Origin of the sequence: Micromonospora sp. DT31, assembly GCF_049841795.1 — a bacterium.
Taxonomy (GTDB): Bacteria; Actinomycetota; Actinomycetes; order Mycobacteriales; family Micromonosporaceae; genus Micromonospora.
Window position 1 is genome coordinate 822,895 of sequence record NZ_JBNCKZ010000001.1, and the last position, 16,468, is coordinate 839,362.

Consider the following 16,468-nt stretch of genomic DNA (forward strand, 5'->3'; position numbering starts at 1 on the left):
TGGTGGCTTCATTCGACGACTGGCTGGACGCGTACGAAGTCGTCTACCGCGCCCTGCCGACCGAGTCCGACCACCAGTGCCCGAACTGCGGGCACCGGACCCTGCGCATGGTGTTCACCGGGCCGCCCGGAGCCGGGTACGGCTACGTCTCATTCTGGTGTGACACCTGCCTGGAAGGCATTCACGTCTCCCGCGCTCCGGTTCCCGCCGGGGTGAGGGCCCTGTCCACCGCCGCGCCGGTCGAGGAACGCACCAGCGGCATCCCCAACTACCGCCTGGTGACATAGCTGAATCCCGTCCCGGCAGTCGGCTATGCGCCAGCGATCCCGTACTGCAGCCGGACGGCGACCCGCTCGGTCACCACATCCAAACCGCCGAGGGCGTCACGCACGTCGGCGGCGAACGCCGCGCGCTGCTGCTCGGACGGCAACTGTTCGGCTGACATGGCGGAGAAGACACCGCCCACCATGTCGTCGACGGTGAGCGGGGCGTCGTACCGCACCGACGTCTCCTCGTACCGATAGCCGGCGCGGACGAGCGCCTCCCGGTTGCGCCGACGCCCGTCCTCGTCGGTCTGGCATCTCGCCGTGACGGGGTGGCCGAGCATCCGCTCCAGGCATCCGCGCAGTGCGGCCGACCATTCGGTGTCCTGCATCCACAGGGGTTCGCCGTTCGTGATGACGGCGATGCCACCCCCGGGGCGCAACAACGGCCGGGCCGCCTCGAACAGGGCGTCGCGGTCCACGAAGTGAATGGCGACGGCGACGGTCAGCGCACCGACCGTCCCCCGGCCGAGCAGCCGGGACAACGCGGGCACATCACTGTCCCCGCCGAGCACCCACGTGGCGTTGGTCGTTCCCTCGTCCAGGGCGCTACGCCGGGCGATCGCCAGCATGTCCGGCTCCGGATCCATGCCGACGACCGCGCCCACCCGGTCTGCGAGCGGGAGGCTCAACTGACCGGTGCCGCAGCCGAGGTCGATCACCGTGTCGTCGGCGTCAAGCTGGAAGGCTGCTGTCAGCGCGTCGAGCACCTCGGGCGGATAGCCGCGCCGATGCCGTGCGTAGTAGGTGGCCACCTCGCCGCCGAATCCCGTCGCCATGCCGGAAGCCTGCCCGCCGCAGGCGTCCCGAGGCCAGCCATTCTGCTCAGGGCACGACCCCGACTGCCGCGCTTGTCCCCGTGCGAGCTACCCGTAACTGCCCACCGCACGGTGACGATTCGCGGCCGGCGAATCCACAGCGTTCCACGCCTGGTGGAGCAGGCCCGGCAGGCGGCTCCGGGCACGCGACGGCTTCGTCGTCCGGGCGCGCATCCCCACCGGGAGCGCGTCGTGACCGTGCCGCTCCTGAGGACCCGAGGGTCTGGGCTCACCTCTGCGGGGACGCCACCCGTTCGCGATCGATCGCCTACCGTTCGGGCATGGACACCCCGTCGGCGTCCAGCGGTGAGCCGTCCTGCGCGCGATCGGTCTCGACCGCGGTCAGTCGCACGATCACGTTGCCGCCGGTGTCAGGGAAACGGCTGAACGTCATCAGGACGAACCCCGACCGCTTGGTGCCCCGTACGGCGTTGTCGAGGGGGGTCATGCCGACGCCCTCGACCAGCCACTGGTAGACCGGCTGCGCGTCCTCGTCCCGCCAGCCCTTCAACCCGGCCTGGTGAACCGCCAGAGTCAGCTTCTCGGCCAGGTACGCAGGGTCGCGTACGCTGACGATCGTCAGGTCGAATTCCTCGAACCGGTGCCCCGCCCCGAACTGCCATCGGACCCGCACCTCGCGAACGCCCGGGGTCAACGGACGCCCGATGAACATCCAAAAGTAGGTGTCCATGACGGGCGCGTGGATCCTGAGCCAGCTCTCCCGGTCCTTCTGCAGGACGATCTCCCGCACCCGCCCCATCCCCTGCTCGCGGGCGCGGCGGCCGGCCAGGTCACCAGTCTCGGGCCCACTCCGGCGGCGGTACGACGGCGAGCTGTGGTTCCCCGTCGATCGGTTCGAGGGCGTGCACGATCCGCAGGTCCCCGTCGGCGGCGGCATCCGCGTCGGTGAGCACCCGGCCGCTGCTGCCGTCGGCGCTGACCAGCAGCCACCGGTCGGGGTGGATGCCGCCGTCGTCGACGAGTGCCCGCACGCCGAAGGCGCGAGCGATGGCGACGGCGAGGTCCCGCTCGGCCTGCCCGGTGGCGTCGGCCAGGTCGGTGTCGCCGGTCAGAATCCAGCCGAATCCCTCGTCGGTGTCGGGTGGGGTGAGCATCGCCACCGGTCGGGCATCGTCCACGGTCCGGTCCGCGGCGCGTCCGACGTGCACGGTGTCCGGCGCGATGGAGTATTCGCGCTGGAAGAACCGGCGGAGGGCGTCGGCCGGCAGCTCACGCTCGAAGCGGATCTGGTAGCGCATCCGCCACCTCCCGAAGCTCGGTAGCCAGTCGGGTCCGTCACAGTTCTTGTGTGGCCAGGGTGGCACATAGTTGGCTCGACGGGTGGCTCGTATCGCCTACCACGACGGGACGCCGAGGCGTTCGCGTCGACTCGGCACCTCACCGAGGAGGGCCGGGCGGCCGTCGCCCGGCACCTGACCCCGCGTGCGGGTATGCGGCTGCTGGACCTGGGCGCCGGCACGGGCAGCTGGGCACGCGCCTTCACCACCTGGTTTCCCGGCGTCGGGGTCGTCGCCGTCGAGCCGTCGGCGGCGATGCGCGCCCGGTGCCCGTTCGCGCCGCTCGTCGGCGGGGACGCGGCGCACATCCCGTTGGCCGACGGCAGCGTCGACGGGGCATGGCTGTCCACTGTCGTGCACCACGTGCCCGACCTGGTCGCCGCGGCGCGGGAGTTGCGCCGGGTCGTGCGGCCGGGCGGTGCGGTGCTCATCCGGTCCGCGTTCGCCGGTCGGCACGAGGCGATCACGCTGTTCCGCTTCTTCCCGGCGGCCGTGCGCGTGCTGGACACGTATCCGGGCATCGCCGAGGTGGAGTCCGCGTTCGCGGTCGCCGGCTTCGCCACCGCGGCGGTCGAGCAGGTCCCGCAGGTCACCGCGCGGACGCTGCGGGAGGCGGCCGACACGCTGCGGCGGGAGGCGCACACCCCGCTTCAGTTGATCACCGATGCGGAGTACGCCGCCGGGCTGGCGCGGCTGCGCGCCGCCGCGCGGGTCGGCACCTGGCCGGTGGTCGACACGCTGGACCTGCTGGTGTTGCGCTGACCGGCGGTTCAGTCGACCAGGCCGGGCCGGTGCCGGTCCGGACCGGGCCGGCCGTGTTCCCGCTCCCACGTGCGCAGGTGCCGCCGACGCTCCTCGGCGGTCGGCGCGAGGCAGGTGAAGTAGGCGACGATCACCGCCTCGGCCTCCTCGACCGTGTACGCCGTGGACGACGGCACCGGTCCTCGGCTGTGCACGGTGACCGTGTCGGGGGTGCAGCGCAGGATCGCCGAGTTGCCCTCGTACTCCGCACACTGCGACGGTCCGGACCTCACGTCGTCGATGCACTGGAGCAGCTCCAGGCAGTCCGGCGCGTACGCCTGGATGTCGCTGCTCAGCTGGGCGGCCAGCGCACGGAACCGGGGGTGGCCGCCGGTCATGGTGGGCCGCCCGTGCGGGCCGCGCGCGAACCGGACTTCGACCATCGGGGCATGGTACGACCGTGCCGCCGTTCGGGCTCGGCGTCGCCGAGGCGGCCACGACGCCGGTCGAGCCGGTGGCGGGCCCGCAGTTCGTCGACACGCCGGCCCGGACGTTAGGCGTCCGCGAGGTGCAGGGGCAGCACCAGGGCGGCGCTGACCGCCAGTTCGCGGTCGAGTACCTCGTCGCGGGGCACGAACACCATGGCCTGTCCCTCGCCGAGCACCACGTCCTCCTGCCGGGCGTCGGTGGCGCCCCGGAAGACGTACACGGTGACCGTGTGCGGGAAACCCTCCTCGTGCGGGCGCGGGCCGCTCCACAGCAGGTGCAGCTCGCCGGCGGTCAGGCCGGTCTCCTCCCGCAGCTCACGGCGGGCGGCTTGCTCCGGTGTCTCGCCGGGCTCGATGCTGCCGCCGGGCAGGCTCCACTGGTAGGGCGAGACGGACGTGTTGCCGTCGCGGTGTTGCATGAGGACCGCGCCGGTCGGGTCGACGAGCAGGACGAGGGCGACGTCGTAGCTGGCCATCGGGCGAGCATGGCACACGGAGGCGGGTTCAGGCACCGACCTTGGCGGTGCTGGCCCGCACCACGACCTCACCGGCGAGGCGTACGACCCGCCGGCGACGGCCGGCGTTCTCGGTCAGCGCCAACTCCATCGCCTTCTCGCCGAGCTGCTGCAAGGGCAGCGCCACGGTGGTCAGCGGCGGGGTGAGGTCGCGCACGATCGGGATGTCGTCGAAGCCGGCCACGGAGACGTCGCCGGGCACGGAGAGCCCGTGGTCGCGCAGCGCCGCGTACGCGCCGATCGCCATCACGTCGGTCAGCGCGAAGACGCAGGTGGCGTCGAGGCCGCGGGCGAGCAGTGTGGTCATCGCCTGGTAGCCGCCGTCGCGGGTGAACGGCGCCTCGACGACGTGGGCCGCGTCCAGCGGCACCCCGGCGGCGGTCAGCTCGTCGCGGAACCCGCCGAGCCGGTCGGCCACGGTGGTCAGTTCCGGTGGGCCGGAGAGCACCGCGAAGCGGCGGTGGCCGAGGTCGAGCAGGGCGCGGGCCAGGGCGGCGGCGCCGGCCCGGTTCTCCGGCAGGACACTGTCGACCTTGAGGTGGCGGTGCCGGCTGACCACGGCGACCCGCCCGCCGCCGTCGAGGTAGGGGGTCAGCTCGGCGGCCAGGGCCCGGTCCCAGCGGGCGTCGGCGAAACCGGAGCCGATGAGCAGGATCGCCGGGGCGCGTTCGGCGCGCAGCATCGACACGTACGCGATCTCCCGTTCCGGGTCGCGGAACGTGCTGGCCAGCAGGACGAGCAGGCCGTTGGCGGCGGCGACGCGCATGACGCCGTCGGCGACGGCGGCGAAGTAGGGGTCGGTGAGGTCGTGGCAGATGACTCCGACGCCGCGGTGGGACGCGCCGGCCAACGCGCGGGCGTGGGCGTTCGGGGTGTACGCGAGCCGGGCGGCGGCGGCGAGGACCCGGTCGCGCAGGAGCGGGGTGACCCGCATGCCGTTGAGGGCACGGGACGCGGTGGCCAGGGAGACGTCGGCGGCGCGGGCCACGTCCGCAAGCGTCACGTGTGTGCGTGGCATCGATGCGTCTCCCTGCGGAACGTCTTGACCCGGTGTTCCGGCGTGGTTACCGTACCATTCTGAAAGCGCTTACTGAAAGCGCATTCAGAACGCCCGGGAGGCACACGTGGAACGCACGTCCATCGGGATCATCCTCAACGGCGTGACCGGGCGGATGGGCTACCGACAGCACCTCGTCCGGTCCCTGCTGGCCATCCGCGAACAGGGCGGCGTGCCCGGCCGGGACGGCCGGCGGATCTGGCCGGAGCTGACCCTGGTGGGCCGCGACGAGGGCCGGCTCGCCGAGATCGCCGCCCGGCACGGGCTGACCTCCCACACCACCGACCTGGCCGCGGCGCTCGCCGACGACCGGCACCACGTCTACTTCGACGCGCAGGTGACCGCGCAGCGGGAGAAGGCGATCCGCGCGGCCATCGAGGCCGGGAAGCACGTCTACACCGAGAAGCCGCTCGCCGAAGGGCTGGCCGGTTCGTGGGAACTGGCCCGCCTGGCCGCCGCCCGGGGCATCCGCCACGGCGTGGTGCAGGACAAACTGTTCCTGCCCGGCCTGCGCAAGCTCAAGCGGCTCGTCGACGGCGGCTTCTTCGGGCGGATCCTGTCCGTGCGCGGCGAGTTCGGCTACTGGGTGTTCGAGGGCGACTGGCAGGCAGCGCAACGGCCGAGCTGGAACTACCGCGCCGAGGACGGCGGCGGCATCACGCTGGACATGTTCCCGCACTGGCACTACGTGCTGGAGCAGATCATCGCCCCGGTCACCGCCGTCACCGCGGTCACCGCCACGCACATCCCCGAGCGGGTCGACGAGAACGGCGTCACCTACCGCGCCACCGCCGACGACGCCGCGTACGGCATCCTCGAACTGGCCGGCGGCATCATCGCGCAGATCAACTCCTCCTGGGCGGTCCGTGTGCACCGCGACGAGCTGGTCGAGTTCCAGGTCGACGGCACGCACGGCAGCGCTGTCGCCGGGCTGCGCGACTGCCGCATCCAGCACCGCGGCGCCACTCCGATGCCGGTGTGGAACCCCGACCTGCCGGTCACCGAGCCGTTCCGCGCGCAGTGGCAGACCGTGCCGGACAACACCGAGTACGACAACGGCTTCAAGACACAGTGGGAGGCGTTCCTGCGGCACGTCGTCGACGACGAGCCGTTCCCCTGGGACTTCTTCGCCGGCGTCCGGGGCGTCCAACTCGCCGAGGCCGCCCTGCGGTCGGCCCGGGAGGGCCGGCGGGTCGAGATCGAGGAGCTCCCCCGGTGACCGCGCGGATCACCCTGCCCACCCCGGGCGGCGGCGTCGCGCCGCTGACCCTGCGGGAACCGACCGCCTGGCACCGCCCGTCCGGGCCGCCGGCCAGCCGGATCACGTACGCCGCCGCGCACGTGGTCGCCGACCCGTACGCCGACAACTCCCCCGGCGCCCCGGCCCGGCTGGACTGGGACGCGACGCTCGCGGTGCGACACGACCTCTGGTCCTGGGGCCTGGGCGTGGCCGAGGCGATGGACACCGCGCAGCGTGGGATGGGGCTGGACTGGGCGGCCACCCGGGAGCTGGTCCGGCGCAGCGCCGCCGAGGCCGCCGCGTGCGGTGGGCGCATCGTCGCCGGGGCGGCCACCGACCAGCTCACCCGCGTGCCCGACACGCTCGACGAGGTCGTCGCCGCGTACGCCGAGCAGGTGGCGTTCGTGCAGCGGTGCGGCGCGACGGCGGTGGTGATGGCCAGCCGGCACCTCGCCGCGCTGGCCACCGGCGCCGAGGACTACCTGCGCGTCTACGAACGGGTGCTGCGGGAGGCCGGCGCGCCTGTGGTGCTGCACTGGCTCGGCGACATGTTCGACCCGGCGTTGGCCGGCTACTGGGGCTCGACCGACCTGGACGCGGCCACCGACACGTTCGTCGCGCTGACGCACGCGCACGCCGACGCGGTCGACGGGGTGAAGGTGTCGCTGCTGGACGCCGCCCGGGAGGTGCGGCTGCGGGAACTGCTGCCGCCCACCGTGAAGGTCTACACCGGCGACGACTACCACTACCCCGAGTTGATCGAGGGCGACGGGAAGCGGCACAGCCACGCGCTGCTCGGCGCGTTCGCGGCGATCGCCCCCGCCGCGTCGGCCGCGCTGCTGCGGCTCGACGCCAACGATCCGGCCGGGTTCCGGACGATCCTCGACGCGACCGTGCCGCTGTCCCGGCACCTGTTCGCCCCGCCCACGCCGTACTACAAGACCGGCATCGCGTTCCTGTGCTGGCTCAACGGGGGGCAGCCCGGCTTCACCATGGTCGGCGGCCTGCACGGCGGGCGCGGCGTCGGACACCTGGTCGAGGCGTTCCGGCTGGCCGACGCCGCCGGGCTGCTGCGCGACCCGGACCTGGCGGCGCGGCGGATGCGCGCCTACCTGGACGTCGCGGGCGTCGCCGGATGACCGCCGACGCCCGGCTGGCACGGCTGTCGCTCAACCAGCGCACCACGCGACGCTGGTCGGTGGCCGAGGCGGTCGACGGCTGTGTGCGCGCCGGCATTCCGGCGATCGGGCTGTGGCGCGAGCCGGTCGCCGAGATCGGCGTACCGGCCGCGGCGCGGCTCGTCACCGACGCCGGGCTGCGGGTGTCGTCGCTGTGCCGGGGCGGTTTCCTCACCGCCGACGACCACACCGGACGGATCGCGGCGCTCGCGGACAACCGGCGCGCGATCGATGAGGCCGCCGCCCTGGGCGCCGCCTGCCTGGTGCTTGTCGTCGGCGGCCTGCCGCCCGGCTCCCGCGACCTGCCCGGCGCCCGCCAGCGGGTGGCCGACCGGCTGGCCGAGCTGGCGCCGTACGCCGGTGAACGCGGGGTACGCCTCGCGCTGGAGCCGCTGCACCCGATGTACTGCGCCGACCGGGCGGTGCTGTCCACACTCGGGCAGGCACTCGACGTGGCCGAGGCGTTCCCGGTCGAGCAGGTGGGTGTCGTGGTGGACACGTTCCACGTCTGGTGGGATCCGGACGTGCGGCGGCAGATCGCCCGCGCCGGGGCGCGCATCGCGAGCTTCCAGGTGTGCGACTTCCTCACCCCGCTGCCGGCCGACGTGCTGCTCGGCCGGGGCATGATGGGCGACGGGCACATCGACTTCCCGCCGCTGCGCCGCGCGGTGGAGGCCGCCGGGTACACCGGCGACGTCGAGGTGGAGATCTTCAACGCCGAGGTGTGGGCCACCGACCCGGACCGGGTCCTGGCCACCATGACGGCGCGCTACGTCGACCTCGTGCTGCCCGGCTGAGGGCCCCGATCGACGCGGACCGGGTGGCCGCCGGCAGGATCGGGACCATGGCTTCTCCGCACATCACCACAGGCATCACCAACGACCTGCTGCGCGGCGCGCTCGACCTGGAACGGACCGCGGACGGGGTGCTGCCGCACCGGCTGCCCGCGTGGGCCCGGGCACAGAACACCGACCCCCAGCTGGCGACGGCGGAGGCGATGCCGTCGGGCGTACGGCTGGCGCTCCGCACCCGCGCCACCACGATCGAGCTGGACGTGCTGCCCACGAAGATGGTCTACCGGGGCACCGGGCCGCGCCCCGACGGGCGCTACGACCTGGTCGTCGACGGGCGGCTCGCCGGTCAGGCCACCGCCGGTGGCGGCAAGGTCCTCACCATCGACCTGGCCACCGGCACGTCAGGCGTCGAGCCGGGTCCGGTCGGCACGGTGCGCTTCACGGACCTGCCCGCCACCGACAAGGAGGTGGTGATCTGGCTGCCGCACCGGGAGATCACCGAGCTGGTGGCGCTGCGCACCGACGCGCCGGTCGAGCCGGCCGGTGACGGGGGCCGCCGGGTGTGGCTGCACCACGGCAGCTCGATCAGCCACGGCTCGGACGCGGAGAGCCCCACCGGCACCTGGCCGGCGGTGGCCGCCACGCTCGCCGGCGTGGAGCTGGTCAACCTGGGGTTCAGCGGCAGCGCGCTGCTCGACCCGTTCACCGCCCGGGCGATGCGCGACACCCCGGCCGACCTGATCAGCGTCAAGATCGGCATCAACCTGGTGAACAGCGACCTGATGCGGCTGCGGGCGTTCGGCCCGGCCGTGCACGGCTTCCTGGACACCATCCGGGACGGCCATCCGCAGACCCCGCTGCTTGTCGTGTCGTCGATCCTGTGCCCGATCCAGGAGGACACGCCCGGCCCGGGCGCGGTCGAGTTCGTCGACGGGAGGATGCGGTTCCGGGCCACCGGCGACCCGGCCGAGCGGGCCACCGGCCGGCTCACGCTGCGCGTCATCCGGGCTGAGCTGGCCCGGATCGTGGCGTCCCGGGCCGCCGCGGACCCGAACCTGCACTACCTCGACGGGCTGGAGTTGTACGGCGAGCACGACTACGCCGAACTGCCGCTGCCCGACGAGCTGCACCCCGACCCGGCCACCGACCGGCGCATCGGCGAGCGGTTCGCGGCGCTGGCGTTCGGGCCGGAGGGACCGTTCGCCGCGCGGGCGTGACCGGCACCTCCTCACGGCACGGTGTGACCCAGGTCACGTCGTGCCGTGATCCGTCGGAGACGCCGTGAACGACAGACAAGGCGTGGGAGGAAGCCAACCGGACGAGGAGCGACTGCTGCGGCGGATCGCGCGCGCCGACCTGGACGCGTTCGACGAGCTGTACCGGCGGACGTCGCCGTGGCTCGCGATCCGGCTGCGGCGGCGGTGCGCCGACGACGGCATCGTCGCCGAGGTCCTCCAGGACACGTACCTGACGGTGTGGCGGGCCGCCGGCTCGTTCAGCGGGCTCCGGCCCTCCGGTGGGGCGGACGCGCCGGGCGGCTCGGCCGCCGGCTGGATCTGGACCATCGCCGCCCGACGCCTGGTCGACGCGCTGCGCCGGCGCGCCCGGGTGCCGGAGGTGCCGACCGACGCGCTGCCGGTGCGCAGCGCGCCGGCCGCCGAGGACGAGGCGCTCGCCGGGTCGCTCGGCCTGGAGGTGGGCGCCGCGCTCGACTCGCTGGCACCGGAGCTGCGGGCGGTGCTGGCCGCCATGGTCCTGGACGGGCTGACCGTCCGGGAGACCTCGGTCCTGCTGGGGGTGCCGGAGGGCACCGTGAAGAGCCGGGCCCGGCGTGCCCGCAACGCGCTACGGGAGGCGCTGGCATGACCGCTCACGTTCCCCTCCCGGCCCTGGCCGCGTACGCCGCGGGCAGCCCCGACGACGCCGCCACCTGGACCGTCGAGGTGCACCTGGAGGGCTGTGCGCAGTGCCGCCACCGGCTCGGTGAGCTGGCCGCCCCGCCACTGCGGGCCCTGCTCGGCGACGCCCGGGAGGTCATCCTCGAACAGGCCCGCACCGGGCCGCGACCGGTGCCCCGGCGCCCGCTGCGGCGGTGGTGGCTGCGCTGGACCGACTGGTCGCTGCTGGCCTGGGCGGCGATGACATGCACGGCGATCCTGGCCGCGGTGCTGCTGGACCGCAACTACCCGGACCGGCCCTCGGTGGTGCTGCTGCTGGCGCCGGTGGCGCCGCTGGCCGGGCTCGCGGTCGCCTGGTCCCGCCGCGCCAACCCGAACTGGGAGGTGGTCGCCGGCACCGCCCGCGCCGGGCCGGAACTGCTGCTTCGCCGCACCCTCGCGGTTCTGCTCCTGGTCGCGCCCGTGCTCGCGGTGGCCGGGCTGGCGGTCGGCCGCAACCCGGCGCTGTGGCTGCTGCCCTGCCTGACGTTCACCGCGGCCACGCTGCTTCTCGGCAGCCGCGTCGGCGTGCCGCCGGCGGCCGCCGTCCTGGGCGGCGGCTGGTTGACGGCGGTCACCGCGCTGTCGTTCACCGGTGGCGCCGACGCGGCCCGCGTCGCCGCCGCGACCGAGGCCCTGATCCGGCCCGCGACCATGCCCGTCTGGGCGGCGGCGGCGGCCGTGCTCACCCTGCTGACCGCGCTGCGTGCCGAACACCTGCGGCGGCCCGCCGGCTGGCGCTGACCCCGAAACCCGCGAACGACCACACGGCGCCCGCCGGTGCCGGGACCGACCCTGCCCGAGAAGGAGATGACATTGGTACGCGCAGTGAGCGCCGAGGAGGTGGCGCCGACCCGGCACGCCTGGCGGATCGAGGCGGTGGGACTGTCGGTGAAGGCCGGGCGGCACCTGGCCGTCGACGACCTCGGCCTGACGCTCGGCACCGGCGTGCACGGGCTGCTCGGCCCCAACGGCGCCGGCAAGAGCACCCTGATGCGCGCGCTCGCCACGGTGGTCAAACCGCACGCCGGTGTGCTGCGGCTGCTCGGCGCGGACGCCACCACGACGCGTGAACTGCGGCCGGTGCGCCGTCGCCTCGGCTACCTGCCGCAGCAGTTCGGCTACTACCCCCGGTTCACCGTCCGGGAGTACGTCGAGTACGTGGCCTGGCTGCGGGAGATGCCCCCGTCGGCGGTGCCGGGCGCGACCCAGCGGGCCATCGACCGGGTACGCCTCACCGACCGGGCCGACGCGAAGCTCAAGACGCTGTCCGGCGGCATGCTGCGCCGGGCCGGCATCGCCCAGGCGATCGTGAACGAACCGGAGCTGCTGCTGCTCGACGAGCCGACCGTGGGCCTGGACCCGGAGCAGCGGGTCGAGTTCCGCGAGCTGATCCGCGAACTCGGCGCGGACGCCTGTGTGCTGGTCTCCACCCACCTGGTGGAGGACGTGGTGGCGGCCTGCTCCGACGTCATCCTGATGGACCACGGCGCACGCGTGTTCCAGGGTCTGCCCGCCGACCTGGTTCGCCACGGCGAGAACGGCGGCGTCGGCGACAGCGCCGCCGAGCGCGGCTACTCGCACCTGCTCAAGCAGCACCGGGGCGCGTGATGATGCGACAGGTACGCGTCGAACTGCGCCGCTCCAACGCGCCGGCCGTGGCGGTGCTGCTGCTGGCCGTCGGCGCGCTCGGCACGGCGAGCATGTACAGCTTCTGGCAGGGGCAGGGGCAGGGGCAGTGGCTGCGGCTGGGCTACGTGCACGCCTCCGACATGTTCTTCCTGGTGCCGCTCGCGCTCGCCGGCGGCACGGTGCTCGGCCGCCGGGACCGGCGTACCCGCGCCGACGAGCTGACGAACAGCACCGGCCGGCCCCGCTGGCAGCGTGTACTGCCCCCGATGACCGCGCTCGGCGTCGCGGTCGCGGCCGCGCACCTGCTCGTGCTCGCCGCCGGCGCGGCGGTCGTCGCCACCGGTGGGGCCCACCTCGGCGTACGCGGACTCGCCGGTCCCCTGGTCGACGTGCTGGTACTCGTGGGCGCGGCCTGGGTGGGCGTTGCCGTCGGCCGGCTGTGGTCCTCACCGCTTCTGCCGCCGCTGCTGGCCGCCGCCGGCCTGGTGGCGCAGGAGGGCATCGCCCTGCTCGGCGGTTCGGGCAGCCGGCTGACCAACGCGTCCCTCATGATCAGCTGGCCGCCGGACACGCCGTGGGAGACGCTGTCCGACCGGCTGCTGCTCAGCCGCCTGGCGCTGGGAGCCGGGCTGGTGCTCGCCGGCCTGCTGCTGGCGGCCGGCGGGTCGTGGCTGACCCGGGCGGGCGCGCTGGCGGGCCTCGCCGGTGGCGTGGCGGGCCTCGTGCTGATCGGCGTCCCAGGCCCCGCCGGGATCTGGCAACTCGACGCGGGAGCGCGCCGCTACGTCTGCGCCGACGGCACGCCGCAGGTCTGCGTCACCGCCGTCCACGCGCACCTGCTGCCCGAGATCACCCCCGAGGCCCGCCGAGGGCTGCGAGCGCTGGCGAAGCTGCCCGGCGCGCCGACCCGCGCGGTGGAGCTGCGGCTGGACACCATCGGCAGCAACGACAGCGAACAGTGGCACCGGCCCCGACCCGCACCGGGCACGGTCCAGTTCCACCTCGAGGTCGACCCGGACACCGGCCGGGCCGCGGACGTGGCCGAACGCATCGCCATGGGCGGCGGCACCAGGTGGTCCGGCTGCGGGCGCAGCGGCGACGACGCCGCCCCGGCGATCGTCGCGGCCTGGCTGCTGGACACCGACACGGTGCGGCTGTGGGACTCGTGGACCGGATACCGGTACGCCGACGAACAGCAGCCGCAGATCCGGGCCGGGGTGCGGCACCTGCGCGCGCTGCCCGAACCGGAGCAGGTGCGCCGGGTGACCGCGCTGCGGGACGCGGCCGCGCGGTGCGAGCCGGACCTGATGCCGGCGCTCACCGGCCGGGCCGCACCGTGACCCGCTGGCTGCCGCTCTACGTGCGGTCCCGCCGGATCCCCGCCGCTCTGGCCGGGTCGGTCGGCTGCATCGCCGTGATGACTCTCGCCTGGTCCGCCTTCACCGACCGCCCCGAGGTGCCCACCGGCCTCGCCGTGCTCACCATCGCCATGGCGGTGGCGCCGCTCGGGCCGACGCTCGCCGGCACCGACCCGGCGCTGGAGAAGACCGCCGCGTGGCAGTGGCCGCCGCGCCGGGCCGGGCACCTGCTCGGGTACGGCGCGGTGGTGGTGGGGCTGCTGGCCGCCGCCGGCGTGCTCGGCGCCGACTTCGGGCCGCTGCCGGTGCTGGCCCACAACACGGCCGGGCTGGTCGGGCTGGTCGGGCTCGGGGCCGCGCTCGCCGGCGCCCGCGCCGCCTGGCAGGTGCCGACCGCCTGGGCCGCGCTGGGTGCTTTCCTGGCCGCGCCGGGCGGACCGGCATGGCGGCAGGTGGCGCTGTGGATGGCGCAGGAACCGGGTAACCGGATCGCCGCCGTCACCGCCACGACGTTCCTCCTCGGCGGCGTCGTCGCATACGCGCTGCGGGTGGGGCCGCAGGTCGCGGCGGCCGAGGCGGCGCTGGAACAGTGAGGGGACCGGACCTCGTCGCGGGCGGCGGGGCCCGGTCAGCCGTTGTTCGCGGCCGACCACGCCGCCGCGACGCGCCGGGTCGGGTCGCCGCCCTCCGGTCCGCGCAGCCGGTCGGTGAGCAGGAATCCGGGCAACCGGAACCGGGCCCCGTGCTCCCGTTCGGCGAGCGGGTACGCGCCGCCGCGCCGCTCAGGCCGCCATCCGTGCCGCAGGGCGTACTCGATGACGGCGCGTACGTCGGCCGAGGTCGGGTAGGCGTCGTCGACGGCGCAGGGCGACCATCCCGTCCCCCAGGTCGCCGACAGCAGATCCGCCTGCAGCGCCTGGCCCGTCTTCCCGCCGCCCCAGACCCGCAGCCGGACGCAGCGGTGGCAGTCCGCGTCGCCACGCACCTCACGGATCTCCGCCCGCCAGGTGAAGGCGCGCCCGTCGATCCACAGTCGCCGCAGTCGGATACGCACGGCCCGATCGTCCGCAACGGCGCCCGTCGCCGCAACGGGTTTCCGTCGTCGTCAGGTCAGCGGCACCCACGCGAGGGTGGTCATGCCGGACACGGCGGTCGCCTTGAGACCGGCGTCGGAGACCGTCCAGAGCACACCGTCGACCATCAGCGAACGGCGGATCGGCGCCCACTCGCCGCCGTCGGCTGGGACGCCCGGGTGGTCGACCGCGCCGGCCACGGTGAAGCCCTTGTCGCCGACCCGCAGCGCCAGCACACCGCCGGTCGGCGGGCGCCTCGTGCCGTCGGCCCGGTCGGTGACCACGCCCTGCTGCTGCACCGGGAGCACCACCAGGTGCTCCGGCGCCCAGTACAGGAACGCGTGCGGGTCGTGTTCCGCCTCGGACCAGCCGCCCGTGACGTGGTGTTGGGCGAGCCGGGCCGGCCGGGCCGGGTCGGCCACGTCGAACAGGGACACCTGGGTGCCGGTCACCCGTCCCCTGTCGGTCGCGTCCTGTCCGACCCCGATCAGGCGGCCGTCGCCGGCCGGATGCAGGTACGCCGAATAGCCGTTGATCTTCAACTCGCCGGTGACCCGCGGCGCGGCCGGGTCACGCAGGTCCACGCTGTACAGCGGATCCGTCTGACGGAACGTCACCACGTAGCCGGTGCCGCCGAGGAACCGCACCGCGTAGATCTGCTCGCCCTTGCCCAGCCCGGTGAGCGCGCCCACCCGTTTCAGCGCAGCGCCCTCGGCGCGCAGCACGTGGACGCCGGACTGCGTGCGGGTCCCCCCGCCCCGCGGCTCGCCGGTCGTGGTGGCAGCCCGCAGGTGGCCGTCCCACTCGGACAGCGCGTACTGGTTGATCAGCCAGCCCGGCACGGACCCGGCGGCGACGTAGCGCGGCGTGCCCGCCGACGTGTCGAACTGGTAGATCTCGGTGCTGATGTCGCGCGCCCCGGACGGCCCACCACGCCACGTCCGCCAGCGCTGGTCGTTGGCGACGTAGAGGCGTGGGCCGGTGCCGTACACGGTGTCGCCGTCGGCGAGCACGGTGACCGGGTCACCGGCGCCGAGCGCCTGCGCGCCCAGGTCGAAGGTGAGCACGGTGACCATGGCGGCGCCGGAGAAGCTGGCCGGCCGGGTGACCCGGTCACAGCCGACCCGCCCGGCGCCGACCGTCCGGACCCCGTCGCGGATCTCGTACCGGGGCAGCCAGTCGTCGAGCGTGGCCTTGTCGATCACGGCGCGGTTCGCGGCGATCCGGTTCGCGTCGGAGCCCTTCCGCACACTTTTCCGGAAGGCGAGCCGGGGTCCGGAACTGATCACGACCCGGGCGGTGGCGCCGACCAGCCGGGCGTCGACCAGCCGGCCGTCCATCCGGTACTCGCCGGCGATCCGCGGCGCTCCCGCGAGGTCGACCAGGACCAGCCGGGCCTGCGCGAGCGCGCCCGGGGCGTCACGCCCGCCCGGCACGGTGCCCTTGGTGACCCATCCGTCGCGCAGCAGCACGAGCGCCCGGTCGCCGTGCAGCAGCAGGTCGGCCTCGCCGCGGGAGTACCGCTCGGTGGTGGGGTCGACCGCCACCCGGCCGGTCACCCGGCGGGTCACCGGGTCGACCACGGACAGCACGCCACGGCTGACCGTGACGATCCGCCGGCCGTCGGTCTTGACCAGGTCTGGTTCGTCCACGCCCGCCTCGTGCACATTGGTGCCGGAGAAGCTCGCCGAGGGCGCCGACCCGGCGGCCTTCGGCGCGCCGCCCACCGCCGACCGTTCCTCGACGAACTGCCGCATCTCGCCGCCGCCCGGGCCGAAGCCCCACGGGCCCACCGCCGCCCTGGCGGCCGCGCGGAGCTGCGTCAGCGCCTCATCGCAGGAGTCGAACGCGACCAGCCGCAGCCCACCGGCCGGTACGCTCCGGCCGGCCGGCGGTGACGCGGTGCAGCCGGTGAGGGCCAGCGCGGCGGCCAACGTCCATCCGATCGTCCGGGATCTGCGACAGGTCATGAACCGTCAGACGTGGCGGTGGCGCGCGCGGTTCCCAGGCCGTGTG

At 74.4% G+C, this 16,468-nt stretch carries 18 protein-coding genes and 1 pseudogene; 11 read left to right on the forward strand and 8 right to left on the reverse strand.

The window, feature by feature from the left end; translation table 11 throughout:
- The first annotated feature begins 2 nt into the window (after positions 1-2).
- Entirely contained in the window at positions 3-287 is a 285-nt protein-coding gene (locus ACLQ2X_RS03715) for a hypothetical protein (RefSeq protein ID WP_425679479.1), read from the forward strand.
- Between the two features lie 23 nt (positions 288-310).
- Here ACLQ2X_RS03715 and ACLQ2X_RS03720 read toward each other — a convergent pair whose 3' ends face one another.
- From ACLQ2X_RS03720 to ACLQ2X_RS03730, 3 genes are all read right to left on the reverse strand, one after another.
- The gene (locus ACLQ2X_RS03720) at positions 311-1,102 is read right to left on the reverse strand and encodes a class I SAM-dependent methyltransferase (protein ID WP_425679480.1); all 792 of its coding nucleotides are present in this window, start codon (positions 1,100-1,102) and stop codon (positions 311-313) included.
- A 307-nt stretch (positions 1,103-1,409) separates the two neighbouring features.
- Complete coding sequence (locus tag ACLQ2X_RS03725) at positions 1,410-1,892, reverse strand: hypothetical protein (RefSeq protein ID WP_425679481.1); 483 nt, start codon at positions 1,890-1,892, stop codon at positions 1,410-1,412.
- A 40-nt stretch (positions 1,893-1,932) separates the two neighbouring features.
- Positions 1,933-2,400: a hypothetical protein gene (locus tag ACLQ2X_RS03730; protein ID WP_425679482.1), complete on the reverse strand. Its 468-nt coding sequence runs from the start codon at positions 2,398-2,400 to the stop codon at positions 1,933-1,935.
- 82 nt (positions 2,401-2,482) lie between these two features.
- On the opposite strand from ACLQ2X_RS03730, the pseudogene ACLQ2X_RS03735 reads away from it, so the two are divergent.
- A pseudogene (locus ACLQ2X_RS03735) lies at positions 2,483-3,201 on the forward strand (class I SAM-dependent methyltransferase).
- A gap of 8 nt (positions 3,202-3,209) precedes the next feature.
- Here the strand turns inward: ACLQ2X_RS03735 and ACLQ2X_RS03740 are convergent.
- The 3 genes from ACLQ2X_RS03740 to ACLQ2X_RS03750 form a co-directional block, all read right to left on the reverse strand.
- Positions 3,210-3,623: a hypothetical protein gene (locus ACLQ2X_RS03740; protein ID WP_425679483.1), complete on the reverse strand. Its 414-nt coding sequence runs from the start codon at positions 3,621-3,623 to the stop codon at positions 3,210-3,212.
- 110 nt (positions 3,624-3,733) lie between these two features.
- The gene (locus tag ACLQ2X_RS03745) at positions 3,734-4,144 is read right to left on the reverse strand and encodes an NUDIX hydrolase (protein WP_425679484.1); all 411 of its coding nucleotides are present in this window, start codon (positions 4,142-4,144) and stop codon (positions 3,734-3,736) included.
- Positions 4,145-4,172: 28 nt separating this feature from the next.
- On the reverse strand, positions 4,173-5,201 hold the full coding sequence (locus ACLQ2X_RS03750; RefSeq protein ID WP_425679485.1) for a LacI family DNA-binding transcriptional regulator: 1,029 nt from the start codon (positions 5,199-5,201) through the stop codon (positions 4,173-4,175).
- Between the two features lie 106 nt (positions 5,202-5,307).
- Between ACLQ2X_RS03750 and ACLQ2X_RS03755 the strand changes: the two genes are divergently transcribed.
- The 9 genes from ACLQ2X_RS03755 (at position 5,308) to ACLQ2X_RS03795 (ending at position 13,972) form a co-directional block, all read left to right on the forward strand.
- On the forward strand, positions 5,308-6,459 hold the full coding sequence (locus ACLQ2X_RS03755) for a Gfo/Idh/MocA family protein (protein WP_425679486.1): 1,152 nt from the start codon (positions 5,308-5,310) through the stop codon (positions 6,457-6,459).
- On the forward strand, positions 6,456-7,619 hold the full coding sequence (locus ACLQ2X_RS03760) for a dihydrodipicolinate synthase family protein (RefSeq protein WP_425679487.1): 1,164 nt from the start codon (positions 6,456-6,458) through the stop codon (positions 7,617-7,619). The genes ACLQ2X_RS03755 and ACLQ2X_RS03760 overlap by 4 nt, the downstream gene beginning before the upstream one ends.
- On the forward strand, positions 7,616-8,455 hold the full coding sequence (locus tag ACLQ2X_RS03765; RefSeq protein ID WP_425679488.1) for a sugar phosphate isomerase/epimerase family protein: 840 nt from the start codon (positions 7,616-7,618) through the stop codon (positions 8,453-8,455). Before ACLQ2X_RS03760 ends, ACLQ2X_RS03765 begins: the two co-directional genes overlap by 4 nt.
- Positions 8,456-8,502: 47 nt before the next feature.
- Complete coding sequence (locus tag ACLQ2X_RS03770) at positions 8,503-9,669, forward strand: SGNH/GDSL hydrolase family protein (RefSeq protein ID WP_425679489.1); 1,167 nt, start codon at positions 8,503-8,505, stop codon at positions 9,667-9,669.
- Between the two features lie 64 nt (positions 9,670-9,733).
- A complete protein-coding gene (locus ACLQ2X_RS03775) occupies positions 9,734-10,318 on the forward strand; it encodes an RNA polymerase sigma factor (RefSeq protein ID WP_425679490.1) in 585 nt (194 codons plus the stop codon).
- Positions 10,315-11,133, forward strand: a complete 819-nt coding sequence (locus tag ACLQ2X_RS03780; protein ID WP_425679491.1) for a zf-HC2 domain-containing protein — start codon at positions 10,315-10,317, stop codon at positions 11,131-11,133. The genes ACLQ2X_RS03775 and ACLQ2X_RS03780 overlap by 4 nt, the downstream gene beginning before the upstream one ends.
- A 66-nt stretch (positions 11,134-11,199) precedes the next feature.
- Positions 11,200-12,000 carry an ATP-binding cassette domain-containing protein gene (locus ACLQ2X_RS03785; protein ID WP_425679492.1) on the forward strand — a complete coding sequence of 267 codons (801 nt, stop codon included), beginning with the start codon at positions 11,200-11,202 and terminating at the stop codon, positions 11,998-12,000.
- The gene (locus ACLQ2X_RS03790; protein WP_425679546.1) at positions 12,000-13,361 is read left to right on the forward strand and encodes a hypothetical protein; all 1,362 of its coding nucleotides are present in this window, start codon (positions 12,000-12,002) and stop codon (positions 13,359-13,361) included. The genes ACLQ2X_RS03785 and ACLQ2X_RS03790 overlap by 1 nt, the downstream gene beginning before the upstream one ends.
- Positions 13,358-13,972 carry a hypothetical protein gene (locus ACLQ2X_RS03795; protein WP_425679493.1) on the forward strand — a complete coding sequence of 205 codons (615 nt, stop codon included), beginning with the start codon at positions 13,358-13,360 and terminating at the stop codon, positions 13,970-13,972. Before ACLQ2X_RS03790 ends, ACLQ2X_RS03795 begins: the two co-directional genes overlap by 4 nt.
- A 35-nt stretch (positions 13,973-14,007) precedes the next feature.
- On the opposite strand, the gene ACLQ2X_RS03800 is transcribed toward ACLQ2X_RS03795, so the two are convergent.
- Together ACLQ2X_RS03800 and ACLQ2X_RS03805 are read right to left on the reverse strand one after the other, a co-directional pair.
- A complete protein-coding gene (locus ACLQ2X_RS03800; protein ID WP_425679494.1) occupies positions 14,008-14,433 on the reverse strand; it encodes an integrase in 426 nt (141 codons plus the stop codon).
- Positions 14,434-14,484: 51 nt separating this feature from the next.
- Positions 14,485-16,422, reverse strand: a complete 1,938-nt coding sequence (locus ACLQ2X_RS03805; protein WP_425679495.1) for a beta-propeller domain-containing protein — start codon at positions 16,420-16,422, stop codon at positions 14,485-14,487.
- Between the last annotated feature and the right edge of the window lie 46 nt (positions 16,423-16,468).

Bases quoted from the DNA above. Each gene is read 5' to 3' on its own strand.
- ACLQ2X_RS03720 (WP_425679480.1), bottom strand. From the start codon at position 1,102: ATGGCGACGGGATTCGGCGGCGAGGTGGCCACCTACTACGCACGGCAT.
- ACLQ2X_RS03730 (WP_425679482.1), bottom strand. From the start codon at position 2,400: ATGCGCTACCAGATCCGCTTCGAGCGTGAGCTGCCGGCCGACGCCCTC.
- ACLQ2X_RS03740 (WP_425679483.1), bottom strand. From the start codon at position 3,623: ATGGTCGAAGTCCGGTTCGCGCGCGGCCCGCACGGGCGGCCCACCATG.
- ACLQ2X_RS03745 (WP_425679484.1), bottom strand. From the start codon at position 4,144: ATGGCCAGCTACGACGTCGCCCTCGTCCTGCTCGTCGACCCGACCGGC.
- ACLQ2X_RS03750 (WP_425679485.1), bottom strand. From the start codon at position 5,201: ATGCCACGCACACACGTGACGCTTGCGGACGTGGCCCGCGCCGCCGAC.
- ACLQ2X_RS03765 (WP_425679488.1), top strand. From the start codon at position 7,616: ATGACCGCCGACGCCCGGCTGGCACGGCTGTCGCTCAACCAGCGCACC.
- ACLQ2X_RS03770 (WP_425679489.1), top strand. From the start codon at position 8,503: ATGGCTTCTCCGCACATCACCACAGGCATCACCAACGACCTGCTGCGC.
- ACLQ2X_RS03780 (WP_425679491.1), top strand. From the start codon at position 10,315: ATGACCGCTCACGTTCCCCTCCCGGCCCTGGCCGCGTACGCCGCGGGC.
- ACLQ2X_RS03785 (WP_425679492.1), top strand. From the start codon at position 11,200: ATGACATTGGTACGCGCAGTGAGCGCCGAGGAGGTGGCGCCGACCCGG.
- ACLQ2X_RS03790 (WP_425679546.1), top strand. From the start codon at position 12,000: ATGATGCGACAGGTACGCGTCGAACTGCGCCGCTCCAACGCGCCGGCC.
- ACLQ2X_RS03805 (WP_425679495.1), bottom strand. From the start codon at position 16,422: ATGACCTGTCGCAGATCCCGGACGATCGGATGGACGTTGGCCGCCGCG.